The sequence below is a fragment of the Mycobacterium sp. 29Ha genome (assembly GCF_032883055.1).
Lineage (GTDB): Bacteria > Actinomycetota > Actinomycetes > Mycobacteriales > Mycobacteriaceae > Mycobacterium > Mycobacterium gallinarum.
Map to the genome: position 1 here is coordinate 149,437 of NZ_JAMQTI010000013.1, position 16,430 is coordinate 165,866.

General features: G+C 66.3%; 21 protein-coding genes. 17 read left to right on the forward strand and 4 right to left on the reverse strand.

From position 1 onward, the window contains the following. Positions 1 to 9: 9 nt before the first annotated feature. From M1248_RS18435 to M1248_RS18445, 3 genes are read left to right on the forward strand one after another with little or no spacing between them, the layout of a single operon-like run. On the forward strand, positions 10 to 324 hold the full coding sequence (locus M1248_RS18435) for a hypothetical protein (RefSeq protein ID WP_163734567.1): 315 nt from the start codon (positions 10 to 12) through the stop codon (positions 322 to 324). Positions 325 to 343: 19 nt separating this feature from the next. After that, positions 344 to 829 carry a pyridoxamine 5'-phosphate oxidase family protein gene (locus tag M1248_RS18440; protein WP_163734570.1) on the forward strand — a complete coding sequence of 162 codons (486 nt, stop codon included), beginning with the start codon at positions 344 to 346 and terminating at the stop codon, positions 827 to 829. After that, positions 826 to 2,184 carry a cytochrome P450 gene (locus M1248_RS18445; protein ID WP_317149297.1) on the forward strand — a complete coding sequence of 453 codons (1,359 nt, stop codon included), beginning with the start codon at positions 826 to 828 and terminating at the stop codon, positions 2,182 to 2,184. Before M1248_RS18440 ends, M1248_RS18445 begins: the two co-directional genes overlap by 4 nt. A gap of 6 nt (positions 2,185 to 2,190) precedes the next feature. On the opposite strand, the gene M1248_RS18450 is transcribed toward M1248_RS18445, so the two are convergent. After that, on the reverse strand, positions 2,191 to 2,571 hold the full coding sequence (locus M1248_RS18450; protein ID WP_317149298.1) for a nitroreductase family deazaflavin-dependent oxidoreductase: 381 nt from the start codon (positions 2,569 to 2,571) through the stop codon (positions 2,191 to 2,193). 24 nt (positions 2,572 to 2,595) lie between these two features. Between M1248_RS18450 and M1248_RS18455 the strand changes: the two genes are divergently transcribed. The 8 genes from M1248_RS18455 (at position 2,596) to M1248_RS18490 (ending at position 10,192) form a co-directional block, all read left to right on the forward strand. Further along, entirely contained in the window at positions 2,596 to 2,982 is a 387-nt protein-coding gene (locus M1248_RS18455) for a nitroreductase/quinone reductase family protein (RefSeq protein WP_317149299.1), read from the forward strand. Between the two features lie 50 nt (positions 2,983 to 3,032). Then, positions 3,033 to 4,349, forward strand: coding sequence for a glutamate-1-semialdehyde 2,1-aminomutase (hemL, locus tag M1248_RS18460; RefSeq protein ID WP_317149300.1), 1,317 nt, complete (start codon positions 3,033 to 3,035; stop codon positions 4,347 to 4,349). Further along, positions 4,346 to 4,954 carry a histidine phosphatase family protein gene (locus tag M1248_RS18465; protein WP_163734583.1) on the forward strand — a complete coding sequence of 203 codons (609 nt, stop codon included), beginning with the start codon at positions 4,346 to 4,348 and terminating at the stop codon, positions 4,952 to 4,954. Before hemL ends, M1248_RS18465 begins: the two co-directional genes overlap by 4 nt. 8 nt (positions 4,955 to 4,962) lie before the next feature. Further along, positions 4,963 to 5,589 (forward strand): TlpA disulfide reductase family protein, encoded by a 627-nt coding sequence (locus M1248_RS18470; protein WP_174262294.1) that lies wholly within the window; start codon positions 4,963 to 4,965, stop codon positions 5,587 to 5,589. Between the two features lie 23 nt (positions 5,590 to 5,612). After that, positions 5,613 to 6,386: a cytochrome c biogenesis CcdA family protein gene (locus tag M1248_RS18475; protein ID WP_163738231.1), complete on the forward strand. Its 774-nt coding sequence runs from the start codon at positions 5,613 to 5,615 to the stop codon at positions 6,384 to 6,386. Positions 6,387 to 6,478: 92 nt separating this feature from the next. Then, positions 6,479 to 8,059, forward strand: a complete 1,581-nt coding sequence (locus M1248_RS18480; RefSeq protein WP_317149301.1) for a cytochrome c biogenesis protein ResB — start codon at positions 6,479 to 6,481, stop codon at positions 8,057 to 8,059. Positions 8,060 to 8,075: 16 nt separating this feature from the next. Further along, the gene (gene ccsB / locus M1248_RS18485) at positions 8,076 to 9,050 is read left to right on the forward strand and encodes a c-type cytochrome biogenesis protein CcsB (protein WP_317149302.1); all 975 of its coding nucleotides are present in this window, start codon (positions 8,076 to 8,078) and stop codon (positions 9,048 to 9,050) included. A gap of 14 nt (positions 9,051 to 9,064) precedes the next feature. Beyond that, on the forward strand, positions 9,065 to 10,192 hold the full coding sequence (locus M1248_RS18490; RefSeq protein ID WP_163738237.1) for a MinD/ParA family protein: 1,128 nt from the start codon (positions 9,065 to 9,067) through the stop codon (positions 10,190 to 10,192). Position 10,193: 1 nt separating this feature from the next. On the opposite strand, the gene M1248_RS18495 is transcribed toward M1248_RS18490, so the two are convergent. Next, positions 10,194 to 10,349: a hypothetical protein gene (locus M1248_RS18495; protein ID WP_174262164.1), complete on the reverse strand. Its 156-nt coding sequence runs from the start codon at positions 10,347 to 10,349 to the stop codon at positions 10,194 to 10,196. Between the two features lie 48 nt (positions 10,350 to 10,397). Here M1248_RS18495 and M1248_RS18500 point away from each other — a divergent pair, with 48 nt between their 5' ends. The 3 genes from M1248_RS18500 to M1248_RS18510 all read left to right on the forward strand — a co-directional run bounded on the left by M1248_RS18500 (position 10,398) and on the right by M1248_RS18510 (position 12,257). Continuing rightward, on the forward strand, positions 10,398 to 10,706 hold the full coding sequence (locus tag M1248_RS18500; protein ID WP_163734589.1) for a DUF4229 domain-containing protein: 309 nt from the start codon (positions 10,398 to 10,400) through the stop codon (positions 10,704 to 10,706). Beyond that, positions 10,703 to 11,737 carry an aminotransferase class V-fold PLP-dependent enzyme gene (locus tag M1248_RS18505; protein ID WP_317149303.1) on the forward strand — a complete coding sequence of 345 codons (1,035 nt, stop codon included), beginning with the start codon at positions 10,703 to 10,705 and terminating at the stop codon, positions 11,735 to 11,737. The genes M1248_RS18500 and M1248_RS18505 overlap by 4 nt, the downstream gene beginning before the upstream one ends. A gap of 103 nt (positions 11,738 to 11,840) precedes the next feature. Next, positions 11,841 to 12,257 carry a response regulator gene (locus tag M1248_RS18510; protein ID WP_317149304.1) on the forward strand — a complete coding sequence of 139 codons (417 nt, stop codon included), beginning with the start codon at positions 11,841 to 11,843 and terminating at the stop codon, positions 12,255 to 12,257. Here the strand turns inward: M1248_RS18510 and M1248_RS18515 are convergent. Then, complete coding sequence (locus M1248_RS18515) at positions 12,235 to 12,909, reverse strand: response regulator transcription factor (RefSeq protein WP_317149326.1); 675 nt, start codon at positions 12,907 to 12,909, stop codon at positions 12,235 to 12,237. The genes M1248_RS18510 and M1248_RS18515 overlap by 23 nt on opposite strands. A gap of 131 nt (positions 12,910 to 13,040) precedes the next feature. On the opposite strand from M1248_RS18515, the gene M1248_RS18520 reads away from it, so the two are divergent. Then, positions 13,041 to 13,406, forward strand: a complete 366-nt coding sequence (locus M1248_RS18520; RefSeq protein ID WP_232076316.1) for an ester cyclase — start codon at positions 13,041 to 13,043, stop codon at positions 13,404 to 13,406. A 12-nt stretch (positions 13,407 to 13,418) separates the two neighbouring features. Here M1248_RS18520 and M1248_RS18525 read toward each other — a convergent pair whose 3' ends face one another. After that, positions 13,419 to 14,672, reverse strand: a complete 1,254-nt coding sequence (locus tag M1248_RS18525) for a sulfotransferase family protein (protein WP_163738245.1) — start codon at positions 14,670 to 14,672, stop codon at positions 13,419 to 13,421. A gap of 58 nt (positions 14,673 to 14,730) precedes the next feature. On the opposite strand from M1248_RS18525, the gene M1248_RS18530 reads away from it, so the two are divergent. Both M1248_RS18530 and M1248_RS18535 read left to right on the forward strand, forming a co-directional pair. Next, on the forward strand, positions 14,731 to 15,306 hold the full coding sequence (locus M1248_RS18530; protein WP_163734597.1) for a TetR/AcrR family transcriptional regulator: 576 nt from the start codon (positions 14,731 to 14,733) through the stop codon (positions 15,304 to 15,306). Next, entirely contained in the window at positions 15,303 to 16,412 is a 1,110-nt protein-coding gene (locus M1248_RS18535) for a DUF1214 domain-containing protein (protein ID WP_317149305.1), read from the forward strand. The genes M1248_RS18530 and M1248_RS18535 overlap by 4 nt, the downstream gene beginning before the upstream one ends. Positions 16,413 to 16,430: the final 18 nt, after the last annotated feature.

Here is a 16,430-nt window from a genome sequence, read left to right on the forward strand (position 1 = left end):
CAGACAGGCATGGCTACCGAACAACAGCAGAGCAACGACGAGCTACAGAGCACCGAGGAACGGCGCAACGCCGAGCCCGAAACCGACGAACACCACAACGTCATCAACGCACCCGATCGGCCGGAACCCACGGAGAAGCCCGAGGTAACCGACGAGCACCGGGAAAAGGCCAAGGCAATGGCCAAGGACAACAACGACGACCGGCCGACGATCTCGATGCCGGGCACCGACGGCGCAGTATCGGGTACCGCGGTCAACGACTGGGTCGACGACGACGGCAATCCCAAGTTCAGCGAGGAAAGTGGCAAGCAGGACAAAACATAGACCGCGTTAGAGTTCCGGCGTGACCTCTCTCGAGAAGATCGCGCCCCCGTTCATCGACATGGCCCATTCGATCGTGTGGGCCTCCGCCGCCACCGTCGACGCCAACGGCCATCCACGCAGTCGGGTGCTCCACCCGATCTGGGAGTGGGACGGCACCGACCTGTTCGGGTGGATCGCGACGGTGCCGAGCCCGATCAAGAAGGCGCACCTTGCGGTACACCCGCAGATGTCGCTGAACTACTGGACCCCGAGCCAGGACACCTGCAGCGCCGAATGCCTCGTCGAGTGGTATCTCGATGACGAGACCCGCGCCGCGGTGTGGGACAAATTCGCCAGTGCTCCAGCACCGGTGGGCTACGACCCCCGGATCATTCCGCAATGGGCCGACGGGCCCACGTCCGCGGATTTCGCGGCGTTGCGGCTGGCCCCGTACCGGTTGAGGGTCATGGCAGGCGCGGTCATGATGAAAGGTGAAGGCGCACCGCTGCTCTGGAGTGCGCAGTGACCTCCACCGTCGACGTCGGCGCCCTGCCGTTGGTCCCGAAGAATCCCCTGCCGATCCATCGGTTGGTGAAGCTGGTGCGCAGGCTGGATACCGGGCAGGAAGTCATCCGCGATGCCGGTGGCACCATTACCCGCATCCAGTTCGGACCGAAGAACTTCATACCGCCGATCGTGGCGGTGATGTCGCCCGAAGCGATGCGTGATGTGTTGGGGCGCAGCGACGCATCGTCTGACCGGTGCGTCATCCACGACGAAGTGCGGAACATGGCCGGCGACAGCCTGTTCGTGCTGCCCAACGAACAGTGGCGGCCCCGTAAGCGGGCGCTGCAACCGGTGTTCACCAAGCACAATGTCCGAAACTTTGGTGGCCATATGTCTAGGGCCGCACAGCATTTCGTCGATCGCTGGCCGGCAGGCGGCGATGTCGACCTCGACGTGGAATGCCGCAAGATCGCCATGCAGTCGCTGGGCCGCTCGGTGCTGGGTGTCGACCTCAACGAACGTGCCGACACCATCGCAAACTGCATGCACGTGGCGTCCTCCTACACCGCCGACCGGGCGTTACGGCCGGTGCGCGCACCGCGATGGATGCCCACACCGGCGCGCCGCCGGGCCAGGGCCGCGGTCAGGAAAATGCGCACGATCACCGACGAGATGGTGCGGGCCTGCCGCGCCGACCCGACGCGGGACGCGCCGCTGGTGCAGGCCCTGCTCGCGGCGACCGATCCGGAAACCGGGCAGCCGATCTCGGACGACGACATCTCCAATGACCTGCTGATCTTCATGCTCGCCGGCCACGACACCACCGCGACGGCGCTCACCTACTCGTTGTGGATCCTGGGCCACCATCCCGACGTCCAGGATCGGGTGGCCGCCGAGGCGGCGGCCATCGGCGATCGAGAGCTCACGCCCGACGACGTGCCCGCACTCGGCTACACCGTGCAGGTGCTGCACGAAGCGTTGCGGCTGTGTCCTCCCGCGGCGGGTGTCGCGCGGCTCGCGACTCGCGATATCGCGGTCAACGGATACCGAGTGCAGGCGGGCAGCCTCATCGCCGTGGGCATCTATGCGCTTCATCACGATCCGACGTTGTGGCCCAATCCAATGGACTTCGACCCCGACCGGTTCAGCCCGGAGAACGTCAGGTCCCGTGATCGCTGGCAGTTCCTCCCGTTTCTCGGCGGTGGGCGCCCCTGCATCGGCGAACATTTCGCACGGCTGGAGACCACGCTGGCGCTGGCCACCATCGTCCGGGCGATGAAGGTCAGCTCGCTGGACAAGGACTTCGACTGCGAGGTGCCGTTCACCACGGTCGCCAAGGGGCCGATCCGCGCGCACGTCGACCTGCGGCACTGAGGGCTCCTAGACCCTGGTGAGCAGCACAGCTTGCTCGAACGGCAGCCGTGCGAAGAGTGGCCGCCCCAGACCTGTCACCGATGCCGCTGCCTGGGCCTTCGGCATGACCCGCGGATCGCGCACCTCAAAGGTCTTGCCGTAACGCCTGATTCGGCCGCCACCAGCCGCGGTGATGTTCTTGAGCCAGTCCCGGTTGGGTCCGTAGGTCAGGAGGATCGCCACGCCGTCCTCGGTGGAGAAGACCGTCAGCGGGGTTCGGTACTGTTGGCCCGATTTGCGGCCGACGTGCTCGAGAATCCCCATCGTCGGCGCCCAACCAGCCCACAGCCGCTGGATCGGATTGGTCACGTGCCTGTTGAACCGCGCCAGCCATTGCGGTAGTTGCATACCGGCCATCAAACTCTTCAGGGCATGGCGTACCTCAAGCCCCCGTGGTTCACGCGCACGATATTCAACAAGATCGCGATGGCGACCGGTATCGGCGGCAGCCAGACGCTGACCGTGACCAAGCGCCTCAGCAGGCAACCGCAGAAGATCCCCGTGGTCGTGCCCGAGGTGGACGGGGTGAAGTACCTGGTGTCCACGCGCGGCGAGGCGGAGTGGGTGAAGAACGTGCGCGCTGTCCCCGACGTCATCGTCGGTGACCAGCGTTACGTCGCCAGCGAGATTCCGGTGGCGCAGCGGGCGCGCGTCATCGCCGCTTATCGCCCCCTGGCAGGCAAGGTCGTCGAGGGCTACTGGCGCCAGCTGCCCGACGATGCCGATCACCCGGTCTTCGTGTTGACCCCGAAGGGCTAGCCACTACACCCTGTAGTTGACGCATTTGGCCCGGCTGGGAGACTGGTGGCATGCGCAGCACCTCCTCAGCGACGGCGACCTCCGCTGCGCTGTTCGCCGACGCCTGCGCCCTCATCCCAGGTGGGGTGAACTCCCCGGTCCGGGCGTTCAACTCGGTCGGCGGCACCCCGCGGTTCATCACCTCGGCCAGCGGCTACTGGCTCACCGACGCCGACGACAACAAATATGTCGACCTCGTGTGCTCCTGGGGACCGATGATCCTCGGACACGCGCACCCCGCCGTCGTGGAGGCCGTTCAACGTGTCGCCGCCAATGGCCTGTCGTTCGGCGCCCCCACCCCGTCGGAGACCGAGCTCGCCGCAGAGATCATCGGGCGCGTCGCGCCCGTCGAGCGGATCCGCCTCGTGAACTCCGGTACCGAGGCCACCATGAGCGCGATCAGGCTCGCCCGCGGATACACGGGCCGGGCCAAGATCATCAAATTCTCCGGCTGCTATCACGGGCACAGCGATGCCCTCCTCGCCGACGCCGGGTCCGGTGTCGCCACGCTCGGCCTGCCTTCGTCGCCCGGTGTCACCGGGGCCGCCGCAGCCGACACGATCGTCATGCCGTACAACAACGTCGCTGCGATCGAGGACATCTTCGCTCAATTCGGCGACGAGATCGCCTGCGTCATCACCGAGGCCAGCCCCGGCAACATGGGCACAGTCCCGCCGCTGCCCGGCTACAACGCGGCGCTGCGACGCATCACCGCCGACCACGGCGCGCTGCTGATCTCCGACGAGGTCATGACAGGGTTCCGGGTCAGCCGATCAGGTTGGTACGGAGTCGATCCCGTCGATGCCGACCTTTTCACGTTCGGCAAGGTCATGAGCGGCGGCCTGCCCGCCGCGGCGTTCGGGGGCAGGGCAGAGGTGATGGAACGACTGGCCCCGCTCGGCCCCGTCTACCAGGCAGGCACCCTGTCGGGCAATCCGGTGGCGATGGCCGCTGGGCTGGCCACGCTGCGCGCGGCCGACGACGCCGTATACGCAAGCCTGGATGCCAACGCCGACCGCCTCGACGGCCTGTTCACCGAGGCGTTGACCGAAGCGGGTGTGGCGCACCGGGTTCAGCGCGCCGGCAACATGCTCAGCGTGTTCTTCACCGATCAGCCGGTGACCGACTTCGCATCAGCGCGGGCGTCGGAAACCTGGCGCTTTCCCGCCTTCTTCCACGGACTGCTCGATGCGGGGATCTATCCGCCGCCCAGCGCATTCGAAACCTGGTTCGTCTCAGCCGCTCTGGATGACGACGCATTCGACCGCATCGCCGCCGCCCTGCCGGGCGCCGCGCGTGCCGCAGCGGAAGCGACACCGCCCGCATGACAGTGAAAACGGTGGTGCACGTGATGCGCCACGGCGAGGTGCACAACCCGGAGAAGATCCTGTACGGCCGGCTGCCGGATTACCACCTCTCGGACCGGGGTCGGGCCCAGGCGCAGGCGGTCGCCGACTGGTTGGCCGAGCGCGACATCACCTACGTCGTGGCATCGCCGTTGGAGCGCGCACAGGAGACAGCCGGGCCGATCGCGGCCGCACACAATCTGCCGATCGACACCGACGGCGATCTGATCGAGTCGACGAATATCTTTCAGGGCCAACGGGTATCGCCGGGCGACGGTGCGCTGCGCAATCCGAGGAACTGGTGGCACCTGCGGAATCCGCGGCAGCCGTCGTGGGGTGAGCCCTACCGGGAGATCGCCGACCGGATGACGGCCGCACTTGAGCGGGCCCGCGGCGAGGCGGCCGGTCATGAAGCGGTGTGCGTCAGCCACCAGCTGCCGGTCGAGACATTGCGGCGCGCCATGACGAAGCGGAACCTGCATCACTTCCCGACCCGTCGGCTGTGCAACCTGGCTTCGCTGACGTCCTTCTACTTCCACGACGATGCCCTCGCCGGCTGGGGTTACGCGGAGCTGGCCGGGCAGTGAAGTCGTTGGTGGCCAGCTCCGGCGTTCGGCTCCTCGCGCTCATCGCTGCGGGTGCCGTGTGCATCGCGCTGGCCGGTTGCTCCACCGGAACCGACGCCGTCGCCCAGGGCGGCACGTTCGAGTTCGTCGCCCCCGGCGGTAAGACCGACATCACGTACGACCCGCCCGAAAGCCGCGGCCGCCCAGGCCCGTTGTCCGGTCCCGACCTGATCGATCCCGAGAGGACGATTTCGCTCGACGACTTTGCGGGCAAGGTCGTCGTGATCAACATCTGGGGGCAGTGGTGCGGGCCCTGCCGCACCGAGATGCCACAGTTGCAGCAGGTGTACGACGCGACGCGCGCGCAGGGTGTGGCGTTCCTCGGCATCGACGTCCGCGACAACAACCGGCAGGCCGCGGTCGATTTCGTCGTCGACCGCAAGATCACCTTCCCGTCGATCTACGACCCGCCGATGCGGACGATGATCGCGTTCGGTGGCAGATACCCCACCACCGTCATCCCGTCGACGGTGGTGCTGGATCGCGAGCACCGCGTCGCCGCGGTGTTCCTGCGCGAACTTCTCGCGCAGGACCTGCAACCGGTCGTGGAACGCCTGGCCGCCGAGGCGCCGGAGCCGGGTGAGGGCGGCACGTGAGTCTCGACCAGATCGACGAGCTGATGGCGGGTGGTCCGGTCCTGCTGGCCTTCCTCGTCAGCGCACTGGCCGGGCTGGTGTCCTTCGCCTCTCCGTGCGTGGTGCCGCTGGTACCGGGCTATCTGTCGTACCTCGCGGCCGTCGTGGGTGTGGAGGACCGGTCCGCACTGGGCACCTCGTCGGGGGAGAAAGGCGTCGCGGTCCGCACGGCGCGGGTGCGCGTCGCGGGAGCCGCAGCGCTGTTCGTCGCCGGGTTCACCGCGGTGTTCGTGCTCGGCACCGTCGCGGTGCTGGGCATGACGACGACGCTGATCACCAATCAGCTTCTGCTGCAACGTATTGGCGGCGTGGTCACCATCATCATGGGCCTGGTGTTCGTCGGCTTCATTCCGGTCTTGCAACGAGACACCCGGTTCGCGCCGCGTCAGCTCTCCACGCTCGCCGGCGCTCCGCTGCTCGGCGCGGTATTCGCGCTCGGCTGGACGCCGTGTCTGGGACCGGCGCTGACCGGCGTCATCGCCGTGGCGTCGGCGACCGACGGTGTCAACGTGTGGCGGGGCGTGGCACTGGTCATCGCGTACTGCATGGGACTGGGAATCCCGTTCGTGCTTTTGGCTTTCGGCTCCGCGCGTGCCGTCCAGGGCATGGCGTGGCTGCGCAGGCACGCGCGTGCCATCCAGATCTTCGGCGGCGTGCTGCTCATCGCCGTCGGCATCGCGTTGGTCACCGGACTATGGGGCGATTTCGTGTCCTGGGTGCGCGACGCCTTCGTCAGCGACGTGACATTGCCGATATGACCGACACATCCGCGCGAACCGGGCCCCCGCGAGAAGACGTGAAAGCCCCTAAAAGGACCCATTTCAAGGGGATTTCGCGTTTGCTTGCGCTGATGCGCAACACCTGGCGCACCTTGACGTCGATGGGCACTGCGCTGGTGCTGCTGTTCCTGCTCGCGCTCGCCGCCATCCCGGGTGCGCTACTGCCGCAGCGCAGCCTCAACGAGGCCAAGGTCGCGGAGTACATCGCCGAGCATTCGACGATCGGCCCGTGGCTGGACCGCCTGCAGGCGTTCGATGTGTTCTCCAGCTTCTGGTTCACCGCCATCTATGCGCTGCTGTTCATTTCACTCGTCGGCTGCCTGACGCCGCGGATGATCGAGCACGTCCGCAGCATGCGCGCGGTCCCGGTCGCGGCGCCGCGAAACTTCGGTCGGCTGCCCAAGCACCACACCGCCGAGGTGAGCGGCGAACCGCAGGCACTGGCGACGGCGATGACCGGCCGGCTGCGTGGGTGGCGCAAAGTCACTGACGTCCGCGACGGCAGCGTCGAAATATCGGCCGAGAAGGGCTATCTGCGCGAGTTCGGCAACATCGTCTTCCACTTCTCGCTGCTCGGCCTGCTCGTCGCCGTGGCCGCAGGGAAGCTGTTCGGCTACGAGGGAAACGTCATCGTCGTTGCCGACGGCGGGCCGGGTTTCTGCTCGGCGTCACCGGCGGCGTTCGACTCGTTCCGCGCCGGTAACACCGTCGACGGCACGTCCCTGCATCCGATCTGCCTGCGGGTCAACGACTTCCAGGCCGACTATCTGCCGTCCGGACAGGCTGTGTCGTTCGCCGCGGATATCGACTACCAGGCCGGGACGGACCTGACCTCGGACACCTGGCGGCCCTACCGCCTAGAGGTGAACCACCCGTTACGCGTCGGCGGCGACCGGATCTACCTGCAGGGCCACGGCTACGCCCCGACGTTCACCGTCACTTTCCCCGACGGGCAGACCCGCACGCAGACGCTGCAGTGGCGGCCCGACGATCAGATCACCATGCTGTCCTCGGGTGCGATGCGCTTCGACCCGCCGGCGGGCACCTACCCCGATGCGGATGAGCGACGAAAGAACCAGATCGCCATCCAGGGTCTGTTCGCGCCCACCGAGCTGCTCCACGGGACGCTGCTGTCGTCGAGCTTTCCCGCGCCCAACGATCCGGCCGTCGCCATCGACATCTACAAGGGCGACACCGGCCTGGACACCGGCAGGCCGCAGTCGCTGTTCACCCTCGACCCACGCCTCATCGGGCAGGGCAGGCTGACCAAGCAGGCCAGGGTCAACCTCGGCGTCGGCGAGTCGACCCGCCTCGACGACGGCACCGTCGTGCGGTTCGACGGTGCGGTGCCGTTCATAAACGTGCAGGTGTCACACGACCCCGCCCAGATCTGGGTGCTGGTGTTCGCGCTGACCATGATGGCCGGTCTGCTGGTGTCCCTCGTCGTGCGGCGACGGCGGATCTGGATTCGAATCGGCCCCGGTGGGCCGGGTACCGTGAGCGTCGAGCTGGGCGGGCTGGCCCGTACCGACAACTCTGGTTGGGGCGACGAGTTCGAGCGGTTGACCGAGCGCCTGTTAGCCGGTGCCGACGATGCGCAGCGAGAGGAACCTGAGATGACCGAGCGAGAAGCGAAGCGGGATCGCGCATGACGAACGCCGAGCGCCCATGAACACCGACCACATCGACATCGGCCTGGCCCGGTACTCGGACTGGGCCTTCACCACGTCGGTCGTGGTGCTCGTCGGCGCCCTGCTCCTGCTCGCGGTCGAACTGGCGTACAGCCGAAGCCGCAAGGTCATCGAGCGTGAGGCGGTGGGTGCAGGTGTCGGCCCCGGCGGCGGCGGACCGGGCATCGTGGTCGAGCAGCCGCGGCGCAGTGTCGACGAGCGGATCGGCGGAGCGGGCCTGGCACTGACCTATCTCGGGATCGCCCTGTTGCTGGTCTGCATCGTGCTGCGCGGTATGGCCACCGCACGCGTGCCGTGGGGCAACATGTACGAGTTCATCAACCTGACGTGCTTCTCGGGCCTGGTGGCCGCGGCCATCGTGTTGCGCCGCCCCCAGGTCCGTGCGCTGTGGGTTTTCGTGTTGCTTCCGGTGCTGATCCTGCTCACGGTGTCGGGCCGCTGGCTCTACACCAACGCCGCTCCGGTCATGCCCGCACTGCAGTCCTATTGGCTGCCCATTCACGTTTCGGTGGTCAGCCTCGGGTCGGGTGTCTTCCTCGTCGCGGGCGTCGCGAGCATCCTGTTCCTGCTGAAGATGTCCAAGCTGGGAGAGCCCGATCGAGAGGGCCTGGTTGCCCGAGTCGTCCAGCGACTGCCTGACGCGCAGACGCTTGACCGCATTGCGTACCGCACGACGATCTTCGCGTTCCCGGTGTTCGGCTTCGGTGTCATCTTCGGCGCGATCTGGGCCGAAGAGGCGTGGGGTCGGTACTGGGGCTGGGATCCCAAGGAAACGGTGTCGTTCATCGCATGGGTGATATACGCCGCGTACCTCCATGCCCGCTCGACGGCCGGCTGGCGTGACAAGAAAGCCGCGTGGATCAACGTCGCCGGCTTCATCGCGATGGTCTTCAATCTGTTCTTCATCAACCTCGTGACGGTGGGTCTGCACTCCTACGCCGGAGTTGGCTAGAAGGGGACAAGAAGCTGGATACGGACGCTAGCGCACCTAGAAACTCTTCTGGCGCAACGGGATTTCGTGGCCAGAATCGGTTTACGAACCCGGCGGAGGACGTGCCGCAGGACTGGACGGCGCCGACGCCACCCACCGGGTTGCCGGTGGTGATCCCGCAGACACCGTCACCGTCGGCCGCGCCCCCACCGCCCGCCCCGGATCCGCCGCCGTATCTGGATCTGTCCACGGTGGCGCTGCTCGGACAGCGCAAGCGGGCCCCGTCGGCGGGCTGGCGCAAATGGCTGTATCTGGCGTCTTTCAAGTTGATCAACGTCGGCGAGAGCCCGAAAGTGATCCACCGTGACGCCCTGATCGCGCAGGCGCAGCACCCGCTGCGTGGCTGCCACCGCATCGCCGTCCTGTCGCTCAAGGGTGGGGTCGGCAAGACGACCGTTACCGCGACGCTCGGTGCCACGCTGGCGTCTGTCCGCGGCGACCGCGTCATCGCCGTCGACGCGAACCCCGACCGCGGCACGTTGAGTCAGAAGGTTCCGCTGGAGACGCCGGCGACGGTCCGTCACCTATTGCGCGACGCCGAGGGTATCGAGGCCTACAGCGATGTGCGCGCCTACACCTCGCAGGGCGCGAGCCGGCTGGAGGTGCTGGCGTCGGAGAGCGACCCCGCGGTGTCGGAGGCGTTCAGCTCCGAGGACTACACCCGCACCCTCGAGGTCCTCGAGCGGTTCTACAGCCTGGTGCTCACCGACTGCGGCACAGGGCTGATGCATTCGGCGATGGCGGCGGTGCTGGCCAAAGCGGATGCGTTGATCGTCATCAGCTCCGGATCGGTCGACGGCGCGCGCAGCGCGTCGGCCACACTCGACTGGTTGGACGCGCACGGGCACGAGGATCTGGTGCGCGATTCGATCGCAGTCATCAACGCCGTCCGGCCGCGCTCCGGCAAGGTCGACATGAACAAGGTCGTCGATCACTTCACCCGGCGCTGCCGGGCCGTCTTGCAGGTGCCTTTCGACCCGCACCTCGAAGAGGGCGCCGAAATCAGCCTCGAACGACTGAAGCCCGAGACGCGGGAGGCGCTGCTGGAACTGGCGGCAGTGGTGACAGCGGGCTTCCCGGGTGCGCGGCGCGACCCGATCTGAGCTACCGCGGTTTGTTCTCAGGGCCGAGTCGACGCAGGAAATCAGGATCGTCGTCCGGACCGATGGTGCGGGTCCGCGGAGTCGCGTTCGCGCGCATCAACCGGTAGCCCACATAGACCACGACGGCCAAGACGAGAATCGCGAACAGGTAAACCACAACAAACCTCCTTGCTCCGAATATACGCGTCGTCGGTAGGCTCGGGCCGTGTCTGATAGTCGGCCGGGATCTCGCCTCGTCGCAGACCTGGTGCTTTACGTGCTGGCCCGGTTACTTCTCGTCGTCGCGCTGACCGCGGTGATCGTCGGAGCGGCCCACCTGCTCGGGGTGCGCGAGTTTCCGCTCGTGGTCGCGCTTCTGTTCGCCATGGTGATAGCGCTGCCACTGGGCATCTGGATGTTCGCCCCCCTGCGCCGTCGCGCCACCGCCAGCATCGCCCTACTCGACGAGCGGCGTCGCAAGGACCGCGAGCAACTGCAGGCCAGACTTCGTGGCGACGAGCCTCCCACGCCATGACGCGGGAAGCATTCGGCGCCGAATTCCTTGGAGCCGATGGATTTCTCAACTCACCCACCTATGGCCTGCCGCCGCAGTTCCTCGTGGACGCGTTGCTGGACTGCATCGGCAAGTGGCAGAACGGGACGATGGACGTCCCCTCGTTCGACGCCCACGTCGCCGCCGGGCGCGAAGGCTACGCCGCGCTGACGGGCCTTCCCGTCGGCTCGGTGGCGATGGGCAGCACCGTTTCCTCGGCGCTGGGGCTGGTGGCTGCGGCCATCCCCGACGGTGCGCGTGTCCTCACACTGGCGGGTGAGTTCACCAGCACCACATTTCCGTTCGCCGCCCAGGCGCGGCGCGGGGTCACCGTCACCGAGCTGCCCGCCGACGAATTGATTACGGCAGCAGCCGATTTCGATGTCGTCGCCGTGAGCCTGGTGCAGTCGGCCAACGGTGTGGTGCTCGACATCGATGCGCTGCGCAGCCACGTTGCCGGTACCGAGACGCTGACAGTTATCGACATCACGCAGGCGCTCGGATGGAAGCGCGTCGAGCTGGACTGGGTCGACGTCACCGTCGCGGCGGTGTACAAGTGGCTGCTGTCACCTCGGGGTACGGCATGGGTTTCGTTGAGCGACAGAGTAAGTCGCGCGATGACGCCGCACGCTGCTAATTGGTACGCCGGCGTTGACCCCTGGCAGACGATATACGGGCTGCCGCTCCGATTGGCAGACGATGCTCGCCGGTTCGACCTGTCGCCCGCGTGGTTCAGCGTCCTGGGCGCCGGGCTCGCGATGCCGTGGCTGGCCTCGCTCGACGGCGCCGCCGTGCAGTCGCATTGTCTGGGGCTCGCCAACCGTCTGCGCGCCGAACTGGATCTGCCGCCGCATGATTCGGCGATCGTCTCGCTGCCTATCGAGGGTGCGGCCGAGGCGCTTCAGCGGGCCGGTATCCGCGCGTCGGTCCGCGCCGGGGCGATTCGGGTGGGTTTTCATCTCTACAACAACGAGAACGACCTGGACCGGTTGGTCGACGCGCTACGGCCCTGATGGCTCGACGATGTCGAGGCGTGGACGGTGAATTCCAGCTATCCGCAATGCGGAACTCGCGAATTGATGGGCACGATGAAGGAATGTTGTTGCGGGTTCGGCTATGCGCTGTCTGATCGTCGACGACAGTCAGAGCTTCCGTTGTGCGGCGCTCGGGATGCTCGAGCGTAGCGGCATCGCGGTGGTCGGCGTTGCGTCCAACAGCGCCGACGGTCTGCAGCGCTACCTCGATCTGCGGCCAGACGTCACGCTCGTCGACGTCGATCTCGGTGAGGAAAGCGGATTCGATCTCGTCGAGCAACTGTGTGCGAGCGGCATCCCGCACCTGTCGCCGGTCATCTTGATCTCGGCCCACGCGGAGCGGGACCTCGCCGATCTGCTCGCCAACAGTGCTGCGGTGGGGTTTCTGCCGAAGATCGAGTTGTCGCCCGAAGCGATCGTTGATTTGGTCCGTGGCCGTGGCGACAGCAACGGGGATTCGGCTACAAACCGATCGTTCAGCGCGCCTCCAGAAACGTGATGACAGCACGGACCCTGCGGTGATCGTCGCCGGTTTCGGGCAGGTTCAACTTGGCCAGGATGCTGCGGACGTGTTTTTCGACGGTGCCCTCGGTCACCCACAGCCGTCGCGCAATTCCCGCGTTGGAACGGCCCTCTGCCATCTGCGCCAGCACCTCCAACTCGCGCGAACTCAGCACGCCCAGTGGGTCGTTACGCCGGCGCGTCGAAAGGAGTTCGGCAACCACCGCGGGATCCACCACCGACGCTCCCTTGGTGATGCGCGTGAGCGTGTCGATGAAGTCGCCCACATCGGTGACGCGGCTCTTGAGCAGGTAGCCGATCGCGCGATCGCCGCCGAGAAGCTCCATCGCATGGTCGACCTCGACATGGGCCGACAGTACGAGGATGCCGGTGTCCGGCGACTCGGAGCGGATCGCGCGGGCCGCGTCGAGTCCTTCGCTGCTGTGCGTCGGCGGCATCCGGATGTCCACGATCACCAGGTCGGGCCGGTGGGTGCCCACCAGCGACAGCAACTCCACGCCGCTGCCGGCCTGACCGACCACCTGAAAGCCCGATCGATCCAGGAGACTGGCCAAACCTTCGCGCAGCAGCACGTCGTCGTCGGCGACGATCACCCGAGCCCCGGCCGTCTCGGCCTCCTGTACTGCCACCGCCACCAGCACACCGGATCGCGAGTGCACCGACAATGCAGCTAGCAGGCATTCCTGGGTCGGGTTGGCGGGGAACAGCGGGGGACAGGTCGGTGGGCGTATTTTTGCGCTTGACGGGGTAGTAAATCCGCATGTCTTCTATGAAGGAGTGCGTGATCTCTGCGAAAGAGCTTTACGGGCGCTGGATTGACGAACTGTGGGCGGGCAAACCAGTGGCGAATGACCTGGTGTCCGAAGATTTCGTCGGGCATTGGCCGGACCATGAGGTCCACGGGGCCGATGAGTTGAATGCGATGGTCGACAAGACCAGGTCGATGTTGACCGATCTGCGTTTCGTCATCGAGGTGGAACCGTTCGTCGAAGGCGACATGCTGGCGGCTCGCTGGATCGGGACGGGTGCCACGCCGGACGGTCCGAAGCGATTCACGGGCAACGACATTCTCAGGATCGCCGACGGTCGAGTGGTCGAGTACTGGACGGGAACCTCGGCAGGCTGACCTTCTGGCCCGTCACGCCAGGAAGCGTTCGGCATACGGGCTGAACCGGGCCCGCATGTCGCGCTCGTCCAGCCCGAACATCTCGGCTGACGTAGCGACACGGCCAAGGCGACCTCGCTGGTGTCCGGCGAGGTAGTCCTGGATCGAGGTCCGTGCGTCGTCGGCCAACGGCTCTCCCGCGAGGTCGTATATCTGTTCGACGACGCCCATTTCGTCGGCCATGAAGTCGTCGAAGCGGATGTCGACCGAACGTTGCGGCGCAATGACGGCACGGTCGCGCACCAATGCATTGAGCATCAGCTCGAGACGATCGATCCACGTCGCCGCGATCTCGTGCACCGGAACCGGATAGCGGTGCATGCGGGCGCTGTAGGTCAGCATCGCGAGCATGGAGAGCACCACGGGCACCGGGTCGCGATGAGTGAACACGACGACCACCCCGGGGAAGACGGCGTTCAGGACCGGCAGCTGCTCCAGGTGTTGCGGGGACTTGAGCAGCCAGCGCCGTCCGCCGCGCAGGAACTGCAGCGCCTTCAGCTGGACGGCGAGGTATTCGTAGTGCGACGTCTGATCATGGGACAGGTAGTAGTCGCGCCATGCCGGCACATGGCCGAGGGTCTCGAAAAGCATCGTCGAGAAGTCGTTGGCCAGCAGCTGAATCTCTTCGTGCACATGGTCTGTGGTCATCTCGTGCATCAGCGCGAAGTGCGGCATCACGATGTTCATCACCTCGACTGCGACGTCCATTCGCGTCCGGCGAGGATCCGGCTCGATGCCCGCCTCCGACGGTAGGGGGAACGGCTCGTTGCTCTCCCAGTAGGGGATGGTGCGAAACGTCGCCTCCGGCCGTCCGGACGGAGAATTGGAGGAGGCCGCGCCGAGGAGGTTGTGCAGATGGGTGGTTCCGGTGCGGGGTAACCCGGCGATCACGACCGGCGGAGCGAGCTCGATGTCGTGGATCTCGGGATGGCGGGTCAGCAGGTCGGTGAGCAGCAGCCTGTTCTTCAGCCACTGCAACAACTGGGCGTGGAAGTTCACGATGCCCGCGTCATGCATGCCCGGAATGTCTTGCAGCGCTCCAAGAAACACGTCGAGGCGTTCGCGGTAGTCGTCGGGGCCGAAATCGTCGAGCCCGGTTTCGGCGGCGGCCTTGGTGTGCAGTGCGTCGGCGTCCAGCGGGCAATCCGCCGCCATTGCTCCCATCATCTCGCGAATGGGCTCGGCCTCTGGTGAGAAACGGGGTTCGGCGAGGTCGTCGAGGTGCACCGTGGGAGGCGCTGAGTGGGCATCAGTCACGGCAAGTTATGTTACTGTCAGTTCCATAATGATGGTGGAAATTGGGCGACCGCGCGATCCACGGATCGACAGTGCGGTTCTTCAAGCGACGGCCGAGTTGCTCGGCGAGACCGATTACGCATCGCTGTCGGTGGACGCGATCGCGAAGCGTGCGGGCACCAGCAAGCCGGCGATCTACCGGCGCTGGCCGAGCAAGGCGCATCTCGTGCATGAGGCGGTCTTCCCGGTCACCGAATACACCGAATTACCTTCGACGGGAAGCACGCTCGGTGACGTGCGCGAGATGATGGCCCGGACGTTCGCGCTACTGACCACCCCGGCGGCGCTGGCAGCACTGCCCGGGCTGGTGGCGGAGATGGCCGTCGACTCGACGCTGCACGCCGCGCTGCTCGAGCGGTTCGTCGACGTGCTGTCCTACGGGTTGGACGACTGGCTGGAGACGGCCCGCAAGCGCGGTGAGGTTCGCGCCGAGGTCCGTCCCGCCGATGTGATCGACGCGCTCGCCGGCATCATCTTCCTCGCTCTCATCACGCACCCCGAGACACTCGACGAGGCCTGGATGGACCGCACCGCCGAGTTCATCGCGAGAGGAATCGGCGCATGACCGAACACGAATCCACGGCGGCTTGGCGCGAACTTCTGGAAACCCTTGGGGGCCTTGACCGCACCTTCCTCGAAGGTGATCGTGCGGTGACCGATGACCGCCATATCGCCGACGGCTACCGCATGCTCGCGACCACCCTCGGCGTGGCGTTCGACACGTACCTGTTCGCCGACCCCAGCCGGCCGCTGTGGGTGGAGGTCAACTCGCCATTTCGGCCCGACCGCCGGTGGGGTGGCGACAATACCGACGCCTACTACTTCATGTGCCCTGTCGATCCGAATCGGCGATACCGGATCAGCGGGAACAAGGGCGACAGCGTCTACTTCTCGGTGACTGCCTACAACGAGCCGTCGCCGGGTGCGTGGTCCGACCGGATCGTGGCCATCCTGCGCGACGACGACCTGGACATCGATGCCGACGGCAACTTCTCCTTCGACTTCGGTCCGACGCCCGACGCGGCGGTGCTGATGACACGTGACTACCAGGGCAATCCGCAAACCGGGCGCCCGGTGAAGTGGCAGATCGAAGCACTCGACGAACCCGATCCATTCCGGCATGGCGACGCGGAGACGGCGGCTGCGCTGCGCTCCAGTGCGGCCTGGTTGCGCACCATGTTCGCGATCCTGCCGCTGGGGGTGGGTGTGCGCAGCGAGCAACAACACACGCTGGGACACGAGATTGCGACGGCCGCAAATGAATTCGCTGATCCTTACCAGGTACCCGATGCGAACTTCGGCTGGTCGGCGCGCGACGCCTGCTATGCCTACGGCAGTTTCGTACTCGACGAGGATGAGGCGCTCGTCGTCACCCACCGCCCGCCGTCGTGCCGATTCTGGAACCTGGTGGTGTGGAATCAGTTCATGGCGACGCCGGGTGTCGCCGACGCGCGCAGCTCGGTTAACGGCTACTCGGCGGTCCCCAACGCCGATGGCTCAGTGACCGTCGTCATCTCACGGGGTATGACCAAACATCCGAATTCGATTACGACGCTTGACTATCCGCGTGGCAATCTCGCCTTCCGCTGGTTTCTGGCCGACGAGGTTCCGGCTCGACCCGAGGTCGCACTGGTGAAGGTGTCGGAAGCGCCAGTTGCGATTTCGGTGTAGACAGTCGCGGACAGCGCG